This window comes from Dyadobacter sp. HNCC25DJ186 (assembly GCF_056895235.1).
Genome location: NZ_JBXHAS010000003.1, coordinates 146,216 through 168,560, shown reverse-complemented (window position 1 = coordinate 168,560; position 22,345 = coordinate 146,216). Strand labels below are relative to the sequence as shown.

Annotated in this window: 23 protein-coding genes; 21 read left to right on the top strand and 2 right to left on the bottom strand. The window is 40.5% G+C overall.

The window, feature by feature from the left end; all coding sequences use genetic code 11:
- Nucleotides 1-49: 49 nt before the first annotated feature.
- The 7 genes from sufD to AC1XUO_RS10460 all read left to right on the top strand — a co-directional run bounded on the left by sufD (nucleotide 50) and on the right by AC1XUO_RS10460 (nucleotide 5,674).
- Nucleotides 50-1,369: a Fe-S cluster assembly protein SufD gene (gene sufD / locus AC1XUO_RS10490; RefSeq protein WP_483329729.1), complete on the top strand. Its 1,320-nt coding sequence runs from the start codon at nucleotides 50-52 to the stop codon at nucleotides 1,367-1,369.
- Between the two features lie 87 nt (nucleotides 1,370-1,456).
- Nucleotides 1,457-2,683, top strand: a complete 1,227-nt coding sequence (locus AC1XUO_RS10485; protein WP_483329728.1) for a SufS family cysteine desulfurase — start codon at nucleotides 1,457-1,459, stop codon at nucleotides 2,681-2,683.
- 46 nt (nucleotides 2,684-2,729) lie between these two features.
- The gene (locus AC1XUO_RS10480; protein ID WP_483329727.1) at nucleotides 2,730-3,110 is read left to right on the top strand and encodes a DUF5618 family protein; all 381 of its coding nucleotides are present in this window, start codon (nucleotides 2,730-2,732) and stop codon (nucleotides 3,108-3,110) included.
- Between the two features lie 20 nt (nucleotides 3,111-3,130).
- Nucleotides 3,131-3,550, top strand: coding sequence for a SufE family protein (locus tag AC1XUO_RS10475; RefSeq protein ID WP_235153742.1), 420 nt, complete (start codon nucleotides 3,131-3,133; stop codon nucleotides 3,548-3,550).
- Nucleotides 3,551-3,609: 59 nt separating this feature from the next.
- Nucleotides 3,610-3,921, top strand: a complete 312-nt coding sequence (locus tag AC1XUO_RS10470) for an SUF system Fe-S cluster assembly protein (protein WP_234647503.1) — start codon at nucleotides 3,610-3,612, stop codon at nucleotides 3,919-3,921.
- A gap of 120 nt (nucleotides 3,922-4,041) precedes the next feature.
- The gene (locus tag AC1XUO_RS10465; RefSeq protein ID WP_235153743.1) at nucleotides 4,042-4,470 is read left to right on the top strand and encodes a BrxA/BrxB family bacilliredoxin; all 429 of its coding nucleotides are present in this window, start codon (nucleotides 4,042-4,044) and stop codon (nucleotides 4,468-4,470) included.
- A 94-nt stretch (nucleotides 4,471-4,564) separates the two neighbouring features.
- Nucleotides 4,565-5,674, top strand: a complete 1,110-nt coding sequence (locus AC1XUO_RS10460) for a vWA domain-containing protein (protein ID WP_483329726.1) — start codon at nucleotides 4,565-4,567, stop codon at nucleotides 5,672-5,674.
- A gap of 21 nt (nucleotides 5,675-5,695) precedes the next feature.
- Here the strand turns inward: AC1XUO_RS10460 and AC1XUO_RS10455 are convergent, their stop codons facing one another.
- Nucleotides 5,696-8,173 carry a PIG-L family deacetylase gene (locus tag AC1XUO_RS10455; protein ID WP_483329725.1) on the bottom strand — a complete coding sequence of 826 codons (2,478 nt, stop codon included), beginning with the start codon at nucleotides 8,171-8,173 and terminating at the stop codon, nucleotides 5,696-5,698.
- Nucleotides 8,174-8,241: 68 nt separating this feature from the next.
- Nucleotides 8,242-8,865: a 4'-phosphopantetheinyl transferase family protein gene (locus AC1XUO_RS10450; protein WP_483329724.1), complete on the bottom strand. Its 624-nt coding sequence runs from the start codon at nucleotides 8,863-8,865 to the stop codon at nucleotides 8,242-8,244.
- Between the two features lie 86 nt (nucleotides 8,866-8,951).
- Between AC1XUO_RS10450 and AC1XUO_RS10445 the strand changes: the two genes are divergently transcribed.
- The 14 genes from AC1XUO_RS10445 to AC1XUO_RS10380 all read left to right on the top strand — a co-directional run bounded on the left by AC1XUO_RS10445 (nucleotide 8,952) and on the right by AC1XUO_RS10380 (nucleotide 22,322).
- The gene (locus tag AC1XUO_RS10445; protein WP_483329723.1) at nucleotides 8,952-10,637 is read left to right on the top strand and encodes a C45 family autoproteolytic acyltransferase/hydrolase; all 1,686 of its coding nucleotides are present in this window, start codon (nucleotides 8,952-8,954) and stop codon (nucleotides 10,635-10,637) included.
- A 31-nt stretch (nucleotides 10,638-10,668) separates the two neighbouring features.
- On the top strand, nucleotides 10,669-11,928 hold the full coding sequence (gene flxY / locus AC1XUO_RS10440) for a flexirubin biosynthesis putative acyl-CoA ligase FlxY (RefSeq protein WP_483329722.1): 1,260 nt from the start codon (nucleotides 10,669-10,671) through the stop codon (nucleotides 11,926-11,928).
- A gap of 165 nt (nucleotides 11,929-12,093) precedes the next feature.
- A complete protein-coding gene (locus tag AC1XUO_RS10435) occupies nucleotides 12,094-12,723 on the top strand; it encodes a hypothetical protein (protein WP_483329721.1) in 630 nt (209 codons plus the stop codon).
- A gap of 123 nt (nucleotides 12,724-12,846) precedes the next feature.
- Complete coding sequence (locus tag AC1XUO_RS10430) at nucleotides 12,847-13,569, top strand: YdcF family protein (protein WP_483329720.1); 723 nt, start codon at nucleotides 12,847-12,849, stop codon at nucleotides 13,567-13,569.
- A gap of 8 nt (nucleotides 13,570-13,577) precedes the next feature.
- Nucleotides 13,578-14,669 carry a methyltransferase gene (locus AC1XUO_RS10425; RefSeq protein WP_483329719.1) on the top strand — a complete coding sequence of 364 codons (1,092 nt, stop codon included), beginning with the start codon at nucleotides 13,578-13,580 and terminating at the stop codon, nucleotides 14,667-14,669.
- Nucleotides 14,670-14,695: 26 nt separating this feature from the next.
- Complete coding sequence (locus AC1XUO_RS10420) at nucleotides 14,696-15,178, top strand: hypothetical protein (RefSeq protein WP_483329718.1); 483 nt, start codon at nucleotides 14,696-14,698, stop codon at nucleotides 15,176-15,178.
- 30 nt (nucleotides 15,179-15,208) lie between these two features.
- Complete coding sequence (locus AC1XUO_RS10415; protein ID WP_483329717.1) at nucleotides 15,209-16,111, top strand: hypothetical protein; 903 nt, start codon at nucleotides 15,209-15,211, stop codon at nucleotides 16,109-16,111.
- A 60-nt stretch (nucleotides 16,112-16,171) separates the two neighbouring features.
- Entirely contained in the window at nucleotides 16,172-17,314 is a 1,143-nt protein-coding gene (gene darB / locus AC1XUO_RS10410; protein WP_483329716.1) for a dialkylresorcinol biosynthesis protein DarB, read from the top strand.
- Nucleotides 17,315-17,352: 38 nt separating this feature from the next.
- Nucleotides 17,353-17,751 carry a flexirubin biosynthesis protein DarG gene (gene DarG / locus AC1XUO_RS10405; RefSeq protein WP_483329715.1) on the top strand — a complete coding sequence of 133 codons (399 nt, stop codon included), beginning with the start codon at nucleotides 17,353-17,355 and terminating at the stop codon, nucleotides 17,749-17,751.
- Between the two features lie 4 nt (nucleotides 17,752-17,755).
- On the top strand, nucleotides 17,756-18,787 hold the full coding sequence (gene darH, locus AC1XUO_RS10400; RefSeq protein ID WP_483329714.1) for a BtrH-related acyltransferase DarH: 1,032 nt from the start codon (nucleotides 17,756-17,758) through the stop codon (nucleotides 18,785-18,787).
- 27 nt (nucleotides 18,788-18,814) lie between these two features.
- Entirely contained in the window at nucleotides 18,815-19,564 is a 750-nt protein-coding gene (locus tag AC1XUO_RS10395; protein WP_483329713.1) for an ABC transporter ATP-binding protein, read from the top strand.
- A gap of 4 nt (nucleotides 19,565-19,568) precedes the next feature.
- The gene (locus AC1XUO_RS10390) at nucleotides 19,569-20,846 is read left to right on the top strand and encodes an ABC transporter permease (RefSeq protein WP_483329712.1); all 1,278 of its coding nucleotides are present in this window, start codon (nucleotides 19,569-19,571) and stop codon (nucleotides 20,844-20,846) included.
- Nucleotides 20,847-20,851: 5 nt separating this feature from the next.
- A complete protein-coding gene (locus AC1XUO_RS10385; RefSeq protein ID WP_483329711.1) occupies nucleotides 20,852-21,121 on the top strand; it encodes a phosphopantetheine-binding protein in 270 nt (89 codons plus the stop codon).
- Nucleotides 21,102-22,322 carry a beta-ketoacyl-[acyl-carrier-protein] synthase family protein gene (locus AC1XUO_RS10380; RefSeq protein WP_483329710.1) on the top strand — a complete coding sequence of 407 codons (1,221 nt, stop codon included), beginning with the start codon at nucleotides 21,102-21,104 and terminating at the stop codon, nucleotides 22,320-22,322. Before AC1XUO_RS10385 ends, AC1XUO_RS10380 begins: the two co-directional genes overlap by 20 nt.
- The last annotated feature ends 23 nt before the right edge of the window (nucleotides 22,323-22,345 follow it).

Below are 22,345 nucleotides of genomic sequence, written 5' to 3'. Positions count from 1 at the left end.
ATTGGCCGACAGGACAATCAAGTAAAATCACTTTCAATACCAATTAGGAATGACTTTCGAAACAATAGATTTAAAAACGAAGTTAATCACAGATTTTCACGCACGGGAATCCGTGATGAATGGTGAGGCGAAATCGGCCTTTCATCAGAAAAAACGTGCTGCGCTGGCCCAGTTTGATACGTTGGGATTTCCGACGATCCAAAATGAGGAGTGGAAATACAGCAATGTTCGTGATCTGATCAGCGCTTCTTATAACTTTAACACAACTGATACGCTTTCGGCAGAGGATCTGGTGGATCTGAAAATGCCGGAGCAGGCTGCCAATATATTGTATTTTGTAAACGGTCATTACAATGCCGCTTTGTCTACAATGGTCTCTTCTACGGATCAGATCATTATAGATTCTTTGCAAAATGCCTATAAGAATAATCCTGAGCTGGTTAATTCCTATTTTGATGAGCTGGTGAAGGATGATACCGATGCTTTTACATCTTTAAATACTGCTTTCGCTCATGACGGAGTTTTTATCCATATCCCGGATAATAAAACGGTTGAACATCCGGTAATTTTGCGATTTGTAAGTGATGCACGCCTGGAAAACATTGGAAGCCAGCCTCGTAATATAATTGCGGTTGGGAAAAATGCCCATGTGAAAATTGCAGAAGCTTTCAGAACCATTGGAGATCAACGCTCCTTTACTAATGTTGTCACTGAAATCAATGTGGGAGCAGAAGCTGGCGTTGAATATTATAAGGTGCAAAATGAAAGTGAAAATGCATACCATATTGGAACTACACAAGTTCGGATGCTGGAAAAATCTCACTTTTATGCAGCAACTGTGACGCTAAACGGAAAGTTTACCAGAAATAATCTCAATATCGTTATTGACGGAGAACATTGTGAGGCTTATATGTATGGGTTGTATTTTCCTGATGGAACACAGCACGTTGACAATCATACTGTTGCAGATCATCGCAAACCAAACTCAGAGAGTAACGAACTGTATAAAGGAATTTTGCGCGACAGGTCGAAAGGCGTTTTCAATGGCAAGATTTTTGTTCGTCCTGATGCTCAGAAAACCAACGCATTCCAGTCTTGTAAAAACATCGTTTTATCGACTGACGCGACGATGTACACAAAACCGCAGCTTGAAATTTTTGCTGACGACGTGAAATGTTCTCATGGAACGACAACAGGACAGATTGACGAAGAAGCATTGTTTTATATGCGTTCCCGCGGGATTTCGAAGCCTGAAGCAATGTCACTTTTGATGTTTGCTTTCTGCGCTGATGTAGTTTCGCAGATTAAAATCGATTCGATCCGTGAATATCTTGAAAATGTAATCGCAGAGAAACTTTCCAGGAACTAATATTCGTTCTGTCTTTACAAATACTTATTTTAATGCCCAACCTTCTCTTCAATTGGGTTGGGCATTTTTCTTTAATACTGAATAGAAATGAATAATTTCCCAGATATAGCGTCCATCCGAAATGATTTTCCCATTTTAAATGAAATCGTTAACGGAAAACAACTTGTGTATCTTGATAATGCCGCTACGACGCAAAAGCCTCGTATTGTACTGGACGCGCTGTCGGGATATTACGAGCATTATAATGCCAACATCCACCGCGGCATTCATCATCTGGCGGAAAAAGCGACAGGTGCTTTTGAAGATTCCCGTAGAAGATTGCAAAAATTTATCAACGCTGCGTTGTCTGAGGAAGTCATTTTTACATACGGTACAACCGACAGTATTAATCTGGTTGCGCAAACTTACGGGCGTAAATTTTTGAAAGCAGGGGATGAAATCATCATTTCAACCATGGAACATCATTCAAACATTGTTCCGTGGCAGATGCTTTGTGAGGAAATAGGATGTGTATTAAGAGTGATCCCGATCAATGATGAGGGTGAACTTTTGATGGATGAGTACGAAAAAATGCTTTCAGAAAAAACAAAATTTGTCTCCGTAGTGCATGTTTCAAATGCATTAGGAACAATTAATCCTGTCGCAGAAATTATTGAAAAAGCACATAAAGTAGGAGCGAAGGTATTATTAGACGGCGCGCAGGCCAGCTCACATTTTACAGTAGACGTGCAGGCACTGGATGTTGATTTCTATGCTTTATCGCTTCATAAAATATATGGCCCAACCGGAATGGGTATCCTTTACGGGAAAAAAGAATTGCTTGAAGCCATGCCTCCTTACCGTGGCGGTGGAGAAATGATCAAAGAAGTAACGTTTGAAAAAACGACTTACAATGAACTGCCTTATAAGTTTGAAGCTGGAACACCGAATATTGCAGATGTGGTAGCTGCCAAATATGCTATCGATTATGTTGATACTTTGGGGAAACCAAATATTTCCAAACACGAGAATGATCTTCTTTTGTATGCAACAGAAGCGGTCAGAGAAATTGCGGGATTGAGAATTATAGGTCAGGCGAAAGAGAAAGTAAGCGTTCTGTCTTTTGTGATCGAGGGTATTCATCACCAGGATATCGCCGTGATCCTGGATAATCAGGGTATAGCAGTCCGTACCGGGCATCACTGCACCCAACCTCTGATGAGCCGTTTGGGTATTTTAGGAACCACGCGCGCCTCTTTTGCTGTTTACAATACGATTGAGGAAATTGACAGCCTGATAAAAGGCCTTCATAAGGCGAAGAAGATGCTGGGCTAACGGATTTAATAATTCTTTATATTTACACACTATAATTTTGTTAAGAATGAATACTCATATTATTGAAGCCAGACGATATCTTGACAATGCCAGAGAAATTTTGAGCGATAAGGCTAATAAAGAGGATGGGATTTATCAAGATCAAAAATATGTGAAAATGGCTGGCCACACTGCTTATGTAGGTGTCTTGGTAGCCTTGGATTCATATCTTGGGAAAAAGGGAAAAGGAAGAAAGGACGTGGACTGGTACAAGCAACAATTGTCTGTTCTTGATAAGAAGTTACTTGGAAGGTTCCTGGCTGTTTATGATACTTTGCATTTATCAATGAGCTACGATGGAAATCCAAGTGCTTTGGTTGCAAAAGCTGGCTTAGAAGAAGCGGAAGTTATTATTCATTGGTTGGAAAACCGAATGGCAAATGCCTAAAAATTGAGGATTGTTTAACTATGACAATTAACGAAGCACAAGACGAACTAATCGAAGATTTTGAATTGTTTGACGATTGGGAAAGTAAGTATGAGTATATTATCGATCTCGGAAAACAATTTCCTCCGTTGGAAGAACAATATAAAACCGAAGAAAATATTATCAAAGGCTGCCAGTCCAGAGTTTGGTTAAATGCCTATATGGATGGTGATCTTCTAAAATTTGAAGCAGATAGTGATGCCATCATTGTTAGAGGATTGGTCAGTATGCTGGTAAAAGTTTTGTCTGGCCACACGCCCGAAGAAATTTCCAAAGCAGATCTTTATTTCATGGAAAGAGTTGGTTTACACCAGCATTTGGCCCAAACCCGCTCTAATGGATTAGCGTCTATGCTAAAACAAATGAGAACTTACGGCATCGCCTATCAGGCGGCTGATTAAAAAAATAGCAAAAATAAAAACTAACAGGCCTCAGTTACTGTTATCTTAAATAAAAAGAAATGAGCGAATCAGAATTGCGTGAAGAGGTTGTCAAAGCGATCAAAATGGTTTACGACCCGGAAATTCCGGTAGACGTTTACGAGCTTGGCCTCATATACGATTTGAAGATATTTCCCGTTAATAATGTTTTTGTTTCGATGACCCTAACTTCGCCTTCATGTCCGTCCGCGGGTACTTTGCCAGGAGAAGTAGAACAAAAGATCAGAGAAGTGGAAGGTGTGAATGATGTAAGTATAGAGCTTACCTTTGATCCTCCTTACACGACTGAAATGATGTCAGAAGAAGCGAAACTGGAACTTGGATTTATGTAAATGTGGCCATCGGCTTTCGGCAGTCGGCTATCAAACTAAATAAAAAATAATTAAATAGTCGGACGCGAAATTGCTATGACTATAAGCTAATCAAATTTTAACTTTAAACTTTAAGAAAATATGTATCCTCCACAGTTAGTAGCGCCTATGAAGGCGGAGTTGACTAATGTCGGTTTTCAGGATTTGACAAGTGCGGAAGAAGTGGACAACTTCATGCAGAATATGAAAGGCACTGCTTTGGTAGTGATCAATTCAGTTTGCGGTTGTGCTGCTGGTGCGGCCCGTCCGGGTGTGAGAGCATCTTTGGAACGCAGTGAAGTGAAGCCAGATCAATTGGCGACTGTTTTTGCCGGTTTCGATTCCGAAGCTGTTGCGAAAATGCGCGAATATACTTTGCCATATCCTCCGTCGTCACCGGCGGTTGCTCTTTTCAAAGATGGTGAGTTGATCCATTTTGTTGAACGTCATCATATCGAAGGCCGTTCTGCTGAAATGATCGCTCAGCACTTGCAAATGGCATTTGAAGAATTTTGCGTTGAAGAAGCGTAATTTGATTCTTTTTTGATATTTTAAACGGCTACTTTCAAAATGAATCGAAAGTAGCCGTCTGTTTTTTTAAGATTTATTTTCAGATCTGAATTTTATGCAAGGACATCGTTTCACCAAATTTGTACCAGCTGAGCAAACTGGAAATAGCAAGTTTGATCAGCTTTTTGATATTTTTCAGCAATTGCTGCTGATGACGTCAGGTGATGTTAGCGAGGCTATGTCCTGGCTAAGTGAGCTCGACAGGCAATACAATCTGACGAACGACTCTTACGGTATTGGTGATTTTTTCGATGATTTGAAGAAAAAAGGATATATCACCGAGGAAAAAGGGGAGGGAGAGAGTAAACTGATCATGACGCCAAAGGCAGAAAAGAGTATCCGAAAAAGTGCTTTGGATGAAATTTTTGGAAAACTGAAAAGATCGAAATCAGGAGGGAACCACCATACGCCTTACATGGGAGCGGGTGACGAATTAAGCAGCGATATCCGTCAGTTTCAATTTGGCGATACGCTTGATCAGATTGCCATGACAGAGTCTATCAAAAATGCGCAGGTAAATCACGGAATTGGTGATTTTATGCTGATGGAGAATGATCTTGAAGTTGTTGAGCGGGAACAAAAAACGACAACGGCCACGGTTGTTATGATTGATATAAGCCATTCTATGATCTTATATGGTGAGGACAGAATTACACCAGCAAAAAAAGTCGCATTGGCTTTGGCAGAATTGATCAGGTCGAAATACCCAAAAGATTCATTAGACATTATCGTTTTTGGAAATGACGCCTGGCAGATTCAATTGAAAGATTTGCCTTACCTGGAAGTTGGTCCTTATCATACCAATACTGTTGCCGGTCTGGAACTAGCGATGGATATCCTTCGTCGTAAAAAGACGCGTAACAAGCAAATTTTCATGATTACCGACGGTAAGCCAACTTGTTTGAAAGAAGGGATCAAATACTATAAAAATAGCTTCGGGCTGGATCGTAAAATAATTAGTAAAACTTTGACACTTGCTGCCCAGTGTCGACGTCTGGATATTCCGGTCACTACTTTTATGATTGCAACCGATCCGTACTTAAAACAGTTTGTTCAGGATTTTACCAAAGTAAATAATGGACGGGCTTATTATAGCAACCTGCAAGGATTAGGCGGATTTGTGCTGGAAGATTTCCAAAGAAATCGCAGAAAGAATATGAAATAACCGGCATATAACCGGTTATTTTTACCTTTTGCCTACTGAAATCATATTCGCAAAAAGGCGATAGGCTCCTGTCACCCCAGCTGGAAGTTCACGGAAAAATGACAGGCCGGTATAGATGTAATGACCCTTGCCATATTGCGCATATAACACACTGCCTTCTTTCAAGCTTTCGTCTGTGTCGTTACTGGAAAAAATAGCTTCATATTTCGTTTTGTCCCAGTCACTTGCAAAGTACAAGCCGCGTTCCTGAATCCATCCCTTAAAATCGTTCTGGGTAATTTTGTTTGGATAATTTAATAAATCATGGTTGGGCTTCAAAAACCTGATTTCAGCATCTTCTTCTGCAACCCTGTCGTGACTTAGCTGGATTGGATACGGGCCAATTTGTTTGACCATCAAACGTGCCGGGATGGTATACTGGACAACCATGGTTCCACCGTTTTTTACATAATCCATTAGTTTTTCCTGATAGTAAGCCAGGCGGGTTTCTGTATTATAAGCTCTAATTCCAACGATAATTGCCTCATATTCGCTCAGGTCTTTTGAGAGCGCAGCTTCGTTGAGCATTGTAACCGAGCAGCCCATTTGCCTCAACGCCATTGGCACATCGTCGCCGGCTCCGGCAATATACCCTATCCGGGTCACGGTAGTTTTGACATCCACCCGGGCAAGTTTTGCCTCTGCCGGCGGAAATAATGTCTGGCTTGGAATATGGCGATAATTGATCGTACGAATTGATTTATCATACGTTTTACCATTTGCAACTGCAATGGATTTAATCACTGCTTCCTCGTTTTTAGCCGGAGGAGTTATTGTAAAAGAGAAATTCTGTTCCTGATATTTTTCGGCAAGATTGAATTCTGCTTTCGCGGGTTCTGATTTCCAGCCTGTTGGCAGTTGAAGTTTGACTTCACCTTTCATATTGGGTTTTTGAGCCTCTACCATAACCGTCAACATTTTGGAATCCTGATTGGCGAAGATGAAAACCGGTTCATTAATATTTGTCGTAACCGCCGGACGGATTTCAAATGGACGATAGATTTCCCCAACAGCCGGATCGGTAAATTTATAAACCCAGGACCTGGTATACGTAAACTTTTGTCCTTCAATTTCGAATTTAAAATATGTTTTCGTTTCAGGCCTGTTTTCCGGGTAACCAATATCCTGCTGATCATCGATTTGAAAAATTCCTTTATCAATGGGTTTTTCGAGCCAGTATGGTTGGGTAGTATGTAAATTTTCCGGTAAACGTGCTTTAATTGAAAATGTATTCATTTCATTAGAACCCAGAGCCATGTTAAGACTGCTGTCGGCCTTGATACCTGTCCAACGCAGGGAAGTCAGTTTTACAGGATATGTTGAGCGCTTCACGATCGTGATTTTTACATCTGTCAATTCACCGGCGACCGCAGAAAATTCCGTAGGATTTGTTTCAAAAAATAACCCGACACACTGAGCAAGCAAATCACAGATTTCCTGTTTTTTTGCTTTTACATAAATATTGGCAGTATCCAATTTATTCAGTTCAGCATTAATTTTCAACAAAACAGGAACAGAAGCCGACGGATTCGCGATCTCATAATCCCTGATAGCGTCCGTGACAAGTGACTGAACTTTCTGACTTCCCGGCACCCGCTTCCAGGTAATGTCCACATCGTCAAACAGACTTTCTTTTGCTGGTATTCCTTCTTTATGTAGAAAATAGTCTATTCGTTCGCCGCGGGTCGGCGCGCTGCCAAATCCCTGGCTCTTGTGCTGACTACGGCTTTCAGCAGCAATCTCGGTATAAGACTTTCCGAGAATCTGATTATACCCCCCGATCTCTGTTGAAATAAATGGATTTTTTTCTCCTTCCGGTTTTTTATTGGTAAAGCCAGGCGTGAATGTGTTCCAGACCAGACGTTTTGCCTGCCAGGTTTTTACATATTTCAGTTGATCCGGATATGCTTTCGGGTCAGCGGCTAGCTTAAATGCTTCTTCACCAAGATAAGCAGATGTCTGATGGTGACCGTGTCCGGCTCTTGGATCTGGTGGGAAACGGGTAATAATGACATCTGGTTGAAATTTCCGGATCATCCAGACAACATCGCCCAGTACTTTATTTTGATCCCAGAAATTCAGGGTTTCTTTTCTCGTTTTTGAAAAACCAAAGTCGTAAGCGCGTGAGAAAAATTGCTGTGCGCCATCTATTTTTCTCGCTCCCAAAAGTTCTTGTGTTCGAATGACACCAATATTATAACCCTGTTCAGCACCAATAAGATTTTGCCCGCCATCACCACGTGTCAGAGAAAGATAACCCGTACGCACCAGCTGATCCTTCGACATGTAAGAAAGCATCAGCGTGTTTTCGTCGTCAGGGTGCGCCGCAATGTGGAGAACCGAACCAAGAACGTTTAATTTTTTGATACCCTGATAAATTTCACTGGAAGATAGTGTGGGAACCTGAGCACTAATTTGATAAGTAGATAAAAGAAATAGAAGGAATGTAAATTTTTTCATAAAAAATATCGAATGGGCTTAGCTTTTAGGAGCATGCGGTGGCTAATTCGGCATAACCACCTTTTCTTCTACAATGTACGTGTAAGCACGTAATCTTCAAAGACTTCGTAATGAATAGACAAAATTTCATGTTTATAATTACGGATGATTACCTCAATCTCTCCTGTGGACTTCGCTTCAAACGAATTACAAAAAATCTGATTACGAATATCCAGTTCGTAGGAAGAGACATACTTGAAAACCGATTCTTTACATGACCACAAAATATTCAGTGTAATGAAATCTGTCTCATCAACCCATAATTGTTCCTGATTGTTCAGGAAATAATCAATTCCTTTCGAGATATCCGGTTTTATTTTTTGAATATCAACCCCAACCGGATTTTCTTTGCTTAGATAAACTGCTGAGTAACTGCCGGAATGCGAAATTGAAATATGATATTCTCCATTTTCAATGACTGGTTTGCCGTTTTTGTCATAAAGGATTTCAGCCAGCGCTGGTAACATACTTTTAGCCAGACATCGAGCCGAAAGCCATTCCTTTCTACGCTTATCACTGACTTTTTTGGATAAAATTTCTTTCCCCGTCGCAGAAAGATTTGCAATTAAAAGCAGCTCCTGAACAGATTCCGAGATTTCCCAAAGTCCCAGCAGCGTATCCTCCGACAATATCTTTTTATATACCAAGCCCATTTATTTGTAATTTTGCGCGTTAATTACTTGGAGGAAGACCAAATGTCGTCCATTTTCTCCTCTGAAATTATCATTCCCAGCGAAATATGTGGCCAAAAAATAGATCATTACGTATCCTTTTCAAATTTCTCAGTATCACTTTTCTACTGGCAGGACTGGCTTTTGGCTTGTTTATTTGGCTGGTAAAATTGCCAACGCCAGAGATTACCAGTACCAAAACACCGCAAAGCTACAAACGCGTGCAACTTGGACCGAATTCTTACAAGGTTGACAATTGCTGGCTAAGAAAAAATAAAAATGGCATTTGGGAAATGTATCTGGAAGGTGCGCCATATGAACGCGGGTTAATTTACGGCGTTTTAGCCAAAGAGTTAATGGAAAAACAGGAAGTCCATTTCCTTGCTCAAATTAAGGAAATTATTCCTAATGCTTTCTTTCTTCAAGTCCTGAAAGGCTTCGTGGCATGGTTTAATAAAGATATTTATAAATATATACAGGATGAAAATTTGCAAGAAATCTATGGAGTTTCCCAATCATTTTCTGATCGTTTTAATTATATAGGCCCAAAATATTACAGGATTTTAAATTACCACGCGGCACACGATATCGGTCATGCGCTGACCGATTTAAACATGGTCGGATGCACTTCTTTTGCGGTTAATAACACGCTTTCGGAAGACTCTACTTTATTGATTGGTAGGAATTTTGATTTTTATATGGGTGATGCTTTTGCAGAAGACAAACTCATCGTTTTTATTAATCCTGACAAAGGATACAAATTTGCATCTTATGCCTGGGCAGGTTTAACTGGCGTCGTTTCAGGAATCAATGAAAAGGGAATTACGGTGACGCTCAATGCCTCAAAATCAGATATCCCATACGGAGCGAAAGAACCGATTTCTTTGTTGGCCAGGGAAATTTTACAATACGCTGCGACCATTGAAGAAGCCGACTCCATTGCAAAAAAGAGAGACACATTTGTTTCTGAATCCTTACTGATTGGTTCGGCGCAAGATAACAAGGCAGTTATTATTGAGAAGTCGCCTAAAAAAATGGATGTGTATTCATCAGGAAAAGATTATTTGGTTTGCGCTAATCATTATCAGGGATCAGCTTTTATAAAGGATTCTGTCAATATTAAGAATATTCATGAGACTGATTCGAAAGCCCGTTTTGAGCGCATGACCCAATTGATGGGGCGGAATTATCCGATTGATGTGAATAAAGCGGCTGAAATTCTCCGGGATAAAAAAGGTCTGAACGACACTTTCATAGGTTACGGAAATTCCCGATCGCTTAATCAGCTGATTGCCCATCACGGCGTCATCTTCAAACCTGCCGAGCGGAAAATATGGATATCGACTCCGCCTTATCAATTAGGAGAATTTATCTGTTACGACCTTGACGATGCTTTTGCCCATACCAAGACCTTTCAGGCAATTGATTCACTGGCCGTTAAGGCAGACTCTTTTTTGCTTTCCAAGGATTACAAAAAATTTGAAGCATTTAAAGTCACCAAACAGAAAATTCACAAATATGTGATGTTAGGGATACCGTACAAACTTACCCCTGCTGAGGAGTTTGCGATGGTTAAAAACAATCCTGAAAGTTACGTCACCTACTTGACTTTGGGTGATTACTTTGAAAAACAAAAGAACTATGATAAGGCCATTGGTTATTACCAGGAATCATTGCAGCATGTAGTTTCTTCCAAAAATGAGATTAATGCGATCAAAGCGAAGATCGAAATGTGCAAAAAGGAGAAATCCTGAAAACGAATAGACTGACTAGAAAATCACCCCTATGACCAAGGAAATTTTAGAATCACAAAGTAAAAAGTTAGAAGAAATTCTCCAATACCTTAAAACCAATTCTTCTTACTACAACCGGATTTTTCAGGAAAACGGAATTGATATTTCGTTGATAAAATCACCCGAAGATCTTTCGGGAATTCCGTTTACTACAAAAGACAACCTTGCGCTTTATAATGATGATTTTCTTTGTGTACCTAAAACTAAAATAGCCGATTTTGTCACAACTTCCGGAACATTAAGCGACCCTGTTGCTTTTTACCTTACCGATAAAGATGTGGAAAGGCTGGCCAACAATGAAGCAGAAGCTTTTCGTTGCGCAAATGGAACCGAAGATGATATCTACCAGTTAATGACCACCATCGACCGGCGTTTTATGGCTGGCCTGGCTTACTGGATGGGAGCGAGAAAAATGGGTGCCGGAATGATCCGGGTGGGACCGGGAGCTCCTTTTTTACAATGGGAATCTATTCAAAGATTTTCGCCTACGGTACTTATCGCCATTCCTTCGTTTATCCCAAGGCTAATCGAGTATGCGGAAGCTAACGGAATTGACTATAAATCTTCCTCGGTAAAGTCCGTATTATGCATTGGCGAACCGATCCGTAATCCGGATTTTACCTATAATGAACTAGGAAAAAGGATTACGTCACAATGGGATGTGCAATTATTTTCCACCTACGCGTCAACGGAAATGGGCGCTGCCTTTACTGAATGTCGGGAGGGCAAAGGCGGACACTTAAATCCTGACCTGCTCATACTGGAAGTGGTAGACGAAAGCGGTAATTTGGTCGGAGAGGGCGAAATGGGCGAAGTTGTCGTGACGACGTTGGGCGTAGAAGGTATGCCATTACTTCGTTACAAAACCGGAGATCTATGCCATGTTTATTATCAACCCTGTGCTTGTGGTAGGACTTCAACAAGGCTCGGGCCTGTTGTCGGGCGAAAACAGCAGATGATAAAATTCAAGGGCACCACTATTTTCCCGCCTGCGCTTTTTGATGTTTTGGATATGGTTCCCGAGATTGATTTATACCAGGTTGTTGTTTCCAAAAACGAGTTTGGGAACGACGAAATTACGATACTTTTGACGATGAATCTTGAAACTGCATTGTTTAAAGAAAAACTTCATTCTCTGTTTAAATCACGCTTGCGGGTGACGCCTGCACTGCAATTCATCACCGCTCAAGAACTAAACCACCGAATATTCAAACAGGAAAAAAGAAAACCTGAAAAGTTGATATATCTTTGATTATTGTTGAATACTAATTCTTAAAAGTATGCAATATTCACTTTACCAGAGTTTTATTAAAAAGGTCAAATAATTATAATATTCTTTAATTTTGAAAATATTAAGCTTTCAATGAAGTTCCGGATATTTTCAACAAGTTGTCCAACTCTTCTAAATACAATGTTTATGAAAAAGTTTACGTTTTTACTGACCTTACTATTTGTGGCAGGTCAGGTTTCAGCCCAGAACACGTTATCCGATCTTTATAGCGGAAAGGCAAAACTTACTTTTCTTGGTTTGGATTTTACACAGGCAAAATATATCGGGCGAGTTGGTTTCACTGATCCGGTTGCCATTAAAAACCAACACATGGTAAGCTGGAATAATCTTATTGAGTATGAACCTAAAAAATTCTCTATGCAAGATGCATTCCGATTAAGGCCGGAACAATATCAGTCAAAAGTTGCGGATATGATTAAGCTGAATGAGTCTGCTGATGTAAAAGATAATATAATTGAAGAACCATATACAATCACCGAAGACCAGGTTAAGAAGTCGGTTGCTAAGTATTCGTTAAGTGAAAAAGATGGTATAGGCCTGGTTTATGTAGTTGAAAGCCTGAACAAAAATGCGGAAAAAATGTACGCATGGGTTACCTTTATCGACCTAAAAACGAAAAAGGTCCTTTACACAGAAAAACTTGAAGGCTCGGCCGCCGGTTTTGGATTCCGTAATTACTGGGCCGGAGCAGTTTATAAAATTAATAAATCGATTAATTCAAAATATTATAAGCAGTGGAGTAAGACTGCTAAATAACATAAGGTGAAGATTTTTTCTTCATTTCGATATTTTATAAATCGTTGACAAAATAACGGAAGCTGTGCAAGATCCCCTTTAATCAGGATTTTGCACAGCTTCCTCCTTACACAATAGTCCGGCTTGAAACGAATTTTTATCTTATCGGTTTTCAGCTTATTCCTGTTTTCAGGATGTTCGAAAATATACTATCGCTCGGCTTCAAGAGCATTTCAACAAGGGTTGAAGGCACAGCCTTATGATGCCATTATCGTTCCCGGATTTCCGTACAATGGGCAGGAGTGGGATATGGTGCATAAAATGAGAATCCATTGGGCGAAATACCTTTTTACAAACGGAATAGCAAAAAATGTAATTTTTTCAGGTTCAGCTGTTGCAACGCCTTACATTGAGAGCCGGGTGATGGCCATGTACGCCGAAGCGATGGGTCTGCCGAAAGAAAATATATTCACCGAAGAAAAAGCGGAACACAGTACTGAAAACGTTTACTATTCTTACCGGAAGGCAAAGGAAATGGGCTTTACTAAAATCGCGTTGGCGACGGATCCGTTTCAGAGTAGGTATATGGGAAAGTTTATGCGGAAATTTGAAATTCCGGTTGCACTTTTGCCGACGGTTATCGATACATTAAAAGTCCTGAATTTATATGAACCCAACATCGATCCAAAATCGGCGATAAAAAAGGACTTCGTAAAACTATCGGATCGTGAAAACCTGGTTCAACGACTGAAAGGCACGATGGGTAAAAATATTGTCTGGCACGAAGAAGACTTAAAAAAGAAGAAATACAGACGACGATTTAAAGACAGAATGGTGCCGGACCCAGCCCGGAATAAAGAACATTAATCAGTACAATGAAAAAAGAAATTTCGGCAATTGATGCCAAATATGAAGCACAAAAAATAGCTTTCGGACCGATATATTTTCAGTCGGTCATTGCACTCAGAGATCTGGGAATCCTTGAATTTATAAACAATAACAGAAAGGGCGTCGCCATTTCTACAATTATTGAAAAACTGGATGTTTCCGAGTACGGCGTCGAACTACTGATTGAAGCGGCAGAAATTCTTGGCGTTGTTGAGTGTTTTGGAGACGGAATGGTCAAAATCACCAAAATCGGTTTTTTCCTTTTAAAAGATGAAATGACAAAAGTGAATGTAAATTTCATGAACGATGTCTGTTATCTTGGGGCGAAGGCTATGACTGACAGTATCAGAAATGGAAAACCCGAGGGATTAAAAGTGTTGGGCGATTGGCCAACCATTTACGAAGGATTGTCCCTTCTGCCTGAACCTGCCAAGAAATCTTGGTTCGATTTCGACCATTATTATTCCGATGGAGCCTTTCCGTCAGCGCTTAAAATTGTGTTTAGTAAACCTACGGGTACAATTTTTGATGTGGGTGGAAATACCGGGAAATGGTCTTTTGCGTGCTGTGCGTATGATCCAAATGTTAAAGTCAAAATACTTGATTTGCCCGTACAATTGAATGTTGCCAAACAGAATGCAACGGAAAAGGGGTTGACCGACCGTATAGAATTTTACCCAATTAACCTGCTCGACACGGAACAAAAAATTCCGCAGGGTGCAGATGTCATCTGGATGAGCCAGTTTTTGGATTGCTTTTCAAAGGAAGAAATTGTTTGTATCCTGAAGAATGCCCATCAGGCCGCTTCCTCGGAAACAAGGTTATATATTTTGGAACCGTTTTTTGATAACCAGAATTACCCTGCCGCTCATTTCAGTTTGGTAGCCACTTCGCTGTATTTTACAATTATGGCCAATGGCAACAGTAAAATGTACAGCATCCATGTGATGAAATCGCTTGTAGCAGAAGCTGGTTTTGAAGTTGTCGAAACATATCCGTTGATCGGAGACAGTTACCATACCATTCTGGAATGTCGAAAAAAAATATACTTTGAACCCTCATTTTCAGCCAATTGGTAAGGCTTTTATAAGAAAAATGTAACGTTATGAACCCAGTCAGGATTTTTGGCTTTATCTTTATTATTCTTTTTTCATCTTTTGTAAATCCTGCGGTCGACAAGGTTGTGTTTTACAAAGCTTTTGGAAGTGACAATCCGATTGAAATTGATGAAACGATTGCTTTGTTGGAAAAAGAAAGATTTTCATCATGGAAGAATGCATTCCTGGGTGCGCTTTACACGAAAAAGGCGGGCTTACTGAAAGGTGTTAATGAGAAAATAAAAACTTTTAAAAAAGGCGCAAGCATGCTGGAAGTGGAGATCGCAAAGAAACCTACTAATACGGAATATCGGTTTTTAAGACTTGCGATTCAGGAACATGCGCCGAAAGTTTTAAAATACAACAAAAATAAGGACGCTGATAAAAAGGCGGTGATTGAAGGTTATAAAAATCTGGATCCGGAATTGCAGAAGATAATAAAGAATTATGCTTCCGGCTCAGCAATGCTTAAAGTGGATGACCTTCAATGATTGCTAAGAAAATTTGAATAAAATAGTGGAATGAAAAAGGTGCTTGTAATAAATTATTCGCAGTCAGGACAGTTAAATGAGATTATTGACAATTTTTTGTTGCCATTTAATTCGGCTGAAATTGAGAGAAAACAGATAGAAACTGTTAAACCATTCCGGTTTCCCTGGACAAGCGAAGTATTTTATGACACAATGCCTGAATGCGTAAACGAAGAGCCCGTTGCATTACAGCCGATCCAATATGCTTCGGAAAAATATGATCTCATAATTCTTGGCTATCAGCCATGGTTTTTGTCACCCTCGCTACCGGTAACCTCGCTTTTGCAAGATCCAGTATTTCAGCAAAAGATGAAGGATACGCCAATAGTGACCGTTATTGGCGGTCGGAATATGTGGCTGAATTCACAGGAAAGTGTGAAGGCCTATATCAAAAAAGCAGGAGGGATTTTAGTTGGAAATATTCCTTTGATGGACCGGGAGCCGAATTTGATCAGCGTTTTGACGATCTTTCATTGGATGCTCACGGGTAAAAAAGAGAGAAAGTGGAATCTGCTTCCGGTACCGGGCGTTAGTCAGGAAGATATATCGAGTGCGGACAGATTTGGAGCCATTGTTCATACCGGACTTATCAATAATGAATTCGGAGATTTACAAAAGAAAATACTATCATTGGGCCTTATCAACATTCCGACGGACATTTGGTTTATAGAAATGCGGGGCAAGAAGATTTTCAGGATTTGGGCAGGGCTGATCAAGAAGAAAGGGACAACTCCGGAAAAAAGAAAGTTTTTCGTAAATCTTTTTAAGTATTACCTGTTGATTGCACTGTTTGTTGCATCACCAATCATTTTGACCGTTTACTTCCTTTTGATTGCCCCGTTTAGTCAAAAATCGATTAAAAAATCTAAGGAATATTATTTCGGTGTAAGTTAAGCCGAGCTAAATTTAGGATTAACAACTACATCAACTTTTAAATAATCAATTTTTATTGCAATGTCAGAAGCGTTTATTACCAGAGTTTCAAAGTTCGTACCCAACCAAGCGGTTGCGAATGAAGAAATGGAAGAGTATCTAGGATTTATTAACGGAAAATCTTCCAAGTCAAAATCGATCGTTCTACGAAATAATAAAATAAAGAGTCGTTATTACGCATATACAAAAGAGGGTGTTCCCACGCATACCAACGCTGAAATGGCCTCTGAGGCTGTCAGGCAGCTTTTTAAGGTTGCGCCTGAGGAATTAAAAGAAATAGATTTATTGAGCGCAGGAACATCCAGTCCCGATCAGATCATGCCTTCACACGGCGTTATGATTCATGGATGGTTACCAGAAACGGGAACGATCGAAGTGGTTTCTCCCTCGGGAGTTTGCTGCGCCGGTATGCATGCGCTTAAATATGCATATATGTCTGTAAAACTGGAAGACAAGGAAAAGGCAGTTGCAGTAGCTTCCGAACGCTTTTCTCCCTCTCTTCGTGCAGAGCAGTTTGAAGAAGAAGTTCAGGAATTGATCCGTTTGGAGCAGAATCCGTATGTATCCTTTGATAAGGATTTCCTTCGCTGGATGCTTTCGGACGGTGCCGGTGCATTTTTGGTTGAAGGAAAGCCCAATGAAACAGGAATTTCGTTGAAAATTGAATGGATTGATGGCTGTTCTTTTGCGAACGAGAAAGAGGCTTGCATGTACATGGGCGCGCACAAGGAGGAGGATGGCAGTTTGAAGAGTTTCAAGGATTTTACGAATGAGGAGATTTTTAACAAATCGATTTTTAGTATTAAGCAGGATGTGAAGCTGTTGAGCGAGAATATCGTAAAACTTGGCTTCAACAATTTGAAACAAATACTGGATAAAAAAGGATTTGATATGAATGAGGTGGATTATTTCCTTCCGCACATTTCAAGTTACTTTTTTGAAAGCAAAATTGAAGACGTCCTGATTGAAAATGGTATCCCGGTTCCAAAAGAAAAATGGTTTACAAACCTGGCGACGATGGGGAATGTGGGAGCGGCTTCAATTTACATGATGGTGGAGGAAATTTTTAACAGCGGAAAACTTAAAAAGGGCGAAAAAATATTGCTGGCCGTTCCGGAGAGTTCAAGATTCTCGTACATGTTCTGCCTGCTAACTGTTTGTTAATCCAAGAAATTGTCAACAGGTTTTAAGTGTCATTCCTTATGAAAAAAGAAGATCTGCCCCAGGAACCAGGCGCACTTTCGAGACTGACGCGGGAATTGTGTTATGTCAAAAATGAAGAAGGGAAATATGAAACAGCGTTAAGTGAGGGCTGGGATATAAAAAAGGAAGCACTCGACAGTGCCTGGGTAGAAGTAAATGATCGTGTGGAAGAGGCTAGAAAGGCTGTTGTCAACGGTGAAAAAAGTCCGGTATACTATTTCATGGAACTGAACCTCATGGATCTGAGCGTGCTTTCCGGATATACCGGTTTTTTTGTTTTTTTCGTCAAAAGGCATCTTAAACCTTCCGTGTTTAAAACATTAAGCGACAAAAAGTTGGAAAAATATGCCAGGGCGTTTGATATATCCGTCAGCGAATTAAAAAATTTTAAAGGTTAAGTAAGTGAATACCGATACCAAAACAGAAGAATTTCATCACGTCCATGCTGCGCATTGCGAAAATGGCGTCACGACGGCTTTGTTGCGTCACCATGGTCTCGATTTTATGACTGAACCCCTGGCATTTGGTATGGGTTCTGGTCTTTTTTATATACAAATTCCATTTTTGACGATAAATAATGGCCCGGCTATTTCTTTCCGGACCATGCCGGGGGCAATTTTTAAACGCACTTGCCGGTCGCTTGGCGTAGAAGTTACCCGGAATAAATTCAGGGATCCTGCGAAGGCGCAATTATTTTTAGATAAAAAAATTAAAGAAGGAAATCCTGTGGGTTGTCAGGTCGGTGTTTTTCATCTTACCTATTTCCCAAAAGAATATCGCTTTCACTTTAATGCCCATAATCTGATTGTATACGGGCAAGAAGACAACCGATATCTGATCAGTGATCCGATTATGGAGGAAGTCACTTCTTTGTCATCCGAAGAGCTTTCCCGCGTGCGTTTTGCACAGGGACCGCTCGCTCCAAAAGGACATATTTATTTTCCTGAAAAAGTTGGCGTGATTACCGATGACTTGATCCGTAAAGGAATCGTGACGGGGATCAAACGTAACGTCCGCGATATGATCAGCATTCCCGGTAATTTTGCAGGTGTCAACGGAATCCGTTACACATCCAAAAATATTCGGAAATGGAGAGATAAACTTGGACTCAAAAAAGCGGGTTTATATTTAGGTCAGATCGTACGGATGCAGGAGGAAATCGGGACCGGAGGCGGAGGTTTTCGTTTTCTTTACGGTGCATTTCTTGAAGAAGCGGCAGCATATTTGCAGGATGACCGTTTGATCGGAATCTCTGAGGAATTTACAAAATCAGGGGATATGTGGCGGGCAAGCGCCATTCAGATGGCTGGTGTTTACAAAGGCAGATTGACAGAACAGCAGAGTTTTGACGAAATTGCTGACCGACTTTTGGAAATACGTTCTGTTGAGAAAGAGGCCTTTTTGAAACTCTCTAAATTGAATTTGGGAAAATAGTTTTTTCTCAGTCAAAGTTGCTGCAAAATGTATAAAGGTCCGTCCATTCAAATTGAAAATATTACCAAAAGATATAAATCCGCACAAGAGGACAGTCTGAGTAATGTAAAGCTGCAAATCAATGAAGGGGATGTCTATGGTTTATTAGGACCAAATGGTGCCGGAAAAACGACGCTTATCTCCATTCTCTGCGGAATTATTCCACCTTCCCATGGAAATGTAAACTATTATATCGGCGCAAAAAAAATTGACGGGCAGGAGCGCAGAAGCCGTTTGGGTTTTGTTCCGCAGGAATATGCTTTTTATCAGGAACTTACGGCGAAGCAAAATCTCGATTATTTCGGAGCGATGTATAATTTGTCAAGGGCTGAACTCTCCATCCGTATCGATGAATTGCTTGAAGAACTTGGTCTGACCAAAGTGGCAAATAAAGAAGTTTCAACCTTTTCTGGCGGGATGAAAAGGCGGGTCAATCTTGCAATTGGATTGATCCATAAGCCAGTAATTTTGTTTCTTGACGAACCTACCGTTGGCGTTGACGTGCAAAGCAAGAACGCGATTATTAAATATCTTGAAGAAATTAACCGGACTGGCACAACGATTGTGTATACTTCTCATCACATGTCGGAAGCGGAAGAATTCTGTAATCGCATCGCCCTGATCGATCATGGTAAGGTTGTAGCGGAAGGCGGAATGAGCGAATTATTAGAAAATAACAGCACTGCAAGTTTACAGGATTTATTTATCAAATTGACAGGAGAGGAGTACCGGGACTAAACCTATGTTTAAAATTTTCTCATCCATTCGTAAAGAATTTCTTCTACTTGTCAGCGACAAAGTTGGGTTAGCACTTATGTTTGTGATGCCGCTTTTACTCGTTTTTATCATCACGATTATTCAGGACAGCGCCTACAAAATTGTGAATGAAAATGAGATACCGATGCTGGTTGTCAATCACGACGAAGGGAATGGAGGAGAAAAACTGCTGAACTTGCTGACTACGTCGAGACTTTTCAAAATTGATACGCTTAACAGTCTTCCGGAAAGTGCTTTAAAAAAGGAGCTGCTTGCCCGGGGCAAAATGATCGCACTGTTTATTCCTCCTAATTTTACGAGCGGACTCGAAAGTAATACCGGAGAGATCAGTCACATGATGATGCGGGATATGGGATTGGAAACTGATTCATCTTATGTAAACACGGAAAAGATGCCGGTTTTATCTTTTTATCATGATCCGGTTTTACAAGAAAATTATAGCGCATCCGTACGAGGTGTTGTGGATTCATATCTTGGCATGATTGAAAAAACAATGATGATTGAGAGGATATATGCGGATATGGATATTGCCTCAAAATCAATCTCATTAAGCGAAAAAATGGCGAGCAACCGGGTCAAGATCAATCAGATCGTTGCGACAAACAGCAATTCTGTTGCCGTCCCCAATTCAACACAGCATAACGTGCCGGCCTGGACTATTTTTGCAATGTTTTTTATGGTGGTGTCATTGGGTAGTAATATTGTCAAAGAGCGGATAAACGGGAGTTTTTTGAGATTAAAGACGATGCCGACGAGTTTTGTATTGGTAATGATTAGCAAAATGGCGGTTTATGTTGTTGTGGCCATCTTGCAGGTTTCATTGACCTTTTCTATCGGTGTCTGGATTCTTCCAAAAATTGGTTTACCCGAATTGACAATCCCAACCAACTTTCCCGCATTTGCGACAGTGGTGTTGATCAGCAGTCTGGCGGCGGTGAGTTATGCGCTTTTGATAGGTTCGTGGGCAAAAACGCAGGAACAGGCAAATGGATTTGGTGCAATATCCATCATCATTTTTGGAGCAATTGGCGGAATTTTAGTACCAGCTTTTGTTATGCCGGAATATATGCAGTTCGCAAGTAAATTCTCCCCGTTACACTGGTGTCTGGAAGGATTTTACATTCTTTTTCTCAAAGGGGGAAGTTGGCACGAGCTCAGGTCGGTCGTGTTATTTTTGGGAGTATTCATTTTGATTTGCCAACTTTGCACTTATATTAAACTTAGAATAGAAAAAATTATCTGATACTGATGGAAATTGAAAGCTTAAAACCAGTTATAAAAGGACAAATAGTACAATATTTAAATTTGTTAGATATTAATCCGGAAGACATTAAAGATGATGAGCCACTTTTTGGCGGTGATTTAGGTCTGGATTCTATTGATTCCCTGGAACTGGTAGTTTTGTTGGAAAGAGAGTATGGCATCAAAATCACTAATCCCGCCGAAGGAAGAAAGATTTTGGTTGATGTGAACCACATGGCAGAGTATATTATTAAAAATGCAAAAACAGCAAAGTAAACCGGTAAGGGTTTTTGTGACGGGTATGGGCATAGTTTCCGCATTAGGTGATGATGTCTCAAAAAATCATGATAGCCTGGTCAATAGTCGGGCCGGAATAAAAAAAGCTGTTCATTTTAAATCTCATTATGCTGCTTTTCTGCCTTTTGGAGAAATAGAAATGAGCAATGAAAAGTTAAAAGAAATCCTGAATCTCAAAGATGTGCCGGGATACACCCGAACTTGCCTTTTAGCTTCAAAGGCCTTTGAAGAAGCTTTGGCAGACTCCGGAATAAATTCTACTGAATTATCTTCTTTTGATACAGCATTAATTTCAGCGAGCACTGTCGGAGGGATGTGTCTCACGGATCAGTTGTATGAGGATGCCAATCAAAAATCCGTTGGTTCCGAATATCTGGAAGCATACGGGCCCGGATCGCATACTTTGAAACTTGTAGAAAAATATAATATCAACGGATTTACAGACACAATCAATACTGCCTGCTCCTCCTCTGCGAATGCAATTATGTTGGGTGCCAGACTGATCAAATCAGGACGAGCAACCCGGGCAATTGTTGGCGGGGTTGATGCTTTGGCGAAGTATACCGTCAATGGATTTAATGCATTAAAAATCCTCTCAGAAAATCCCTGTAAACCTTTTGACGAAAATCGGGATGGCTTAAATCTTGGGGAGGCGGCTGCATATCTTGTTCTGGAATCAGAGGAAGTTGTCGGTGATAAAAAGGTATACGCTGAAATTTTGGGATACGGAAATTCCAATGATGCGCACCACCCATCAGCCATGTCAGACGATGCCGTCGGAGCGATTAGATCAATGAAAGAGGCAATTGAAACAGCCGGAATAGGAGCGGAGCGGATCGATTATGTCAACGCGCATGGAACCGGAACTCCAAATAACGATAGCGTCGAACTAACCGGAATGACCAGGGTTTTTGAGAGAGTCCCGCCGTTCAGTTCAACGAAATCGTTCACCGGGCATACCCTGGCTGCCGCGGGCGTTGTGGAAGCGATATTCAGTATTTTAAGTATAAATCATTCAGAAATTTATCCGAGCCTGCATATTGAAACAGATATGGTTGATTTTAAAGATTTTCCCGTCAGGCAGTATCAATCCGGGGTTCAGGTAAATTACGTGCTGTCCAATTCATTCGGTTTTGGAGGGAATTGTACTTCGTTGGTATTTGGGAAGGTTAGCAAATAGAGTTACTTAGGTAATTGTCATGA

Coding starts and splice junctions, on each gene's coding strand:
- AC1XUO_RS10420 (WP_483329718.1), top strand. CDS start 14,696: ATGAACCCAGTCAGGATTTTTGGCTTTATCTTTATTATTCTTTTTTCA.
- darB (WP_483329716.1), top strand. CDS start 16,172: ATGTCAGAAGCGTTTATTACCAGAGTTTCAAAGTTCGTACCCAACCAA.
- sufD (WP_483329729.1), top strand. CDS start 50: ATGACTTTCGAAACAATAGATTTAAAAACGAAGTTAATCACAGATTTT.
- AC1XUO_RS10395 (WP_483329713.1), top strand. CDS start 18,815: ATGTATAAAGGTCCGTCCATTCAAATTGAAAATATTACCAAAAGATAT.
- AC1XUO_RS10445 (WP_483329723.1), top strand. CDS start 8,952: ATGTGGCCAAAAAATAGATCATTACGTATCCTTTTCAAATTTCTCAGT.
- AC1XUO_RS10475 (WP_235153742.1), top strand. CDS start 3,131: ATGACAATTAACGAAGCACAAGACGAACTAATCGAAGATTTTGAATTG.
- AC1XUO_RS10470 (WP_234647503.1), top strand. CDS start 3,610: ATGAGCGAATCAGAATTGCGTGAAGAGGTTGTCAAAGCGATCAAAATG.
- AC1XUO_RS10435 (WP_483329721.1), top strand. CDS start 12,094: ATGAAAAAGTTTACGTTTTTACTGACCTTACTATTTGTGGCAGGTCAG.
- AC1XUO_RS10485 (WP_483329728.1), top strand. CDS start 1,457: ATGAATAATTTCCCAGATATAGCGTCCATCCGAAATGATTTTCCCATT.
- AC1XUO_RS10455 (WP_483329725.1), bottom strand. CDS start 8,173: ATGAAAAAATTTACATTCCTTCTATTTCTTTTATCTACTTATCAAATT.
- AC1XUO_RS10425 (WP_483329719.1), top strand. CDS start 13,578: ATGAAAAAAGAAATTTCGGCAATTGATGCCAAATATGAAGCACAAAAA.
- AC1XUO_RS10460 (WP_483329726.1), top strand. CDS start 4,565: ATGCAAGGACATCGTTTCACCAAATTTGTACCAGCTGAGCAAACTGGA.
- AC1XUO_RS10385 (WP_483329711.1), top strand. CDS start 20,852: ATGGAAATTGAAAGCTTAAAACCAGTTATAAAAGGACAAATAGTACAA.
- AC1XUO_RS10480 (WP_483329727.1), top strand. CDS start 2,730: ATGAATACTCATATTATTGAAGCCAGACGATATCTTGACAATGCCAGA.
- AC1XUO_RS10450 (WP_483329724.1), bottom strand. CDS start 8,865: ATGGGCTTGGTATATAAAAAGATATTGTCGGAGGATACGCTGCTGGGA.
- AC1XUO_RS10390 (WP_483329712.1), top strand. CDS start 19,569: ATGTTTAAAATTTTCTCATCCATTCGTAAAGAATTTCTTCTACTTGTC.
- flxY (WP_483329722.1), top strand. CDS start 10,669: ATGACCAAGGAAATTTTAGAATCACAAAGTAAAAAGTTAGAAGAAATT.
- AC1XUO_RS10415 (WP_483329717.1), top strand. CDS start 15,209: ATGAAAAAGGTGCTTGTAATAAATTATTCGCAGTCAGGACAGTTAAAT.
- AC1XUO_RS10380 (WP_483329710.1), top strand. CDS start 21,102: ATGCAAAAACAGCAAAGTAAACCGGTAAGGGTTTTTGTGACGGGTATG.
- DarG (WP_483329715.1), top strand. CDS start 17,353: ATGAAAAAAGAAGATCTGCCCCAGGAACCAGGCGCACTTTCGAGACTG.
- AC1XUO_RS10465 (WP_235153743.1), top strand. CDS start 4,042: ATGTATCCTCCACAGTTAGTAGCGCCTATGAAGGCGGAGTTGACTAAT.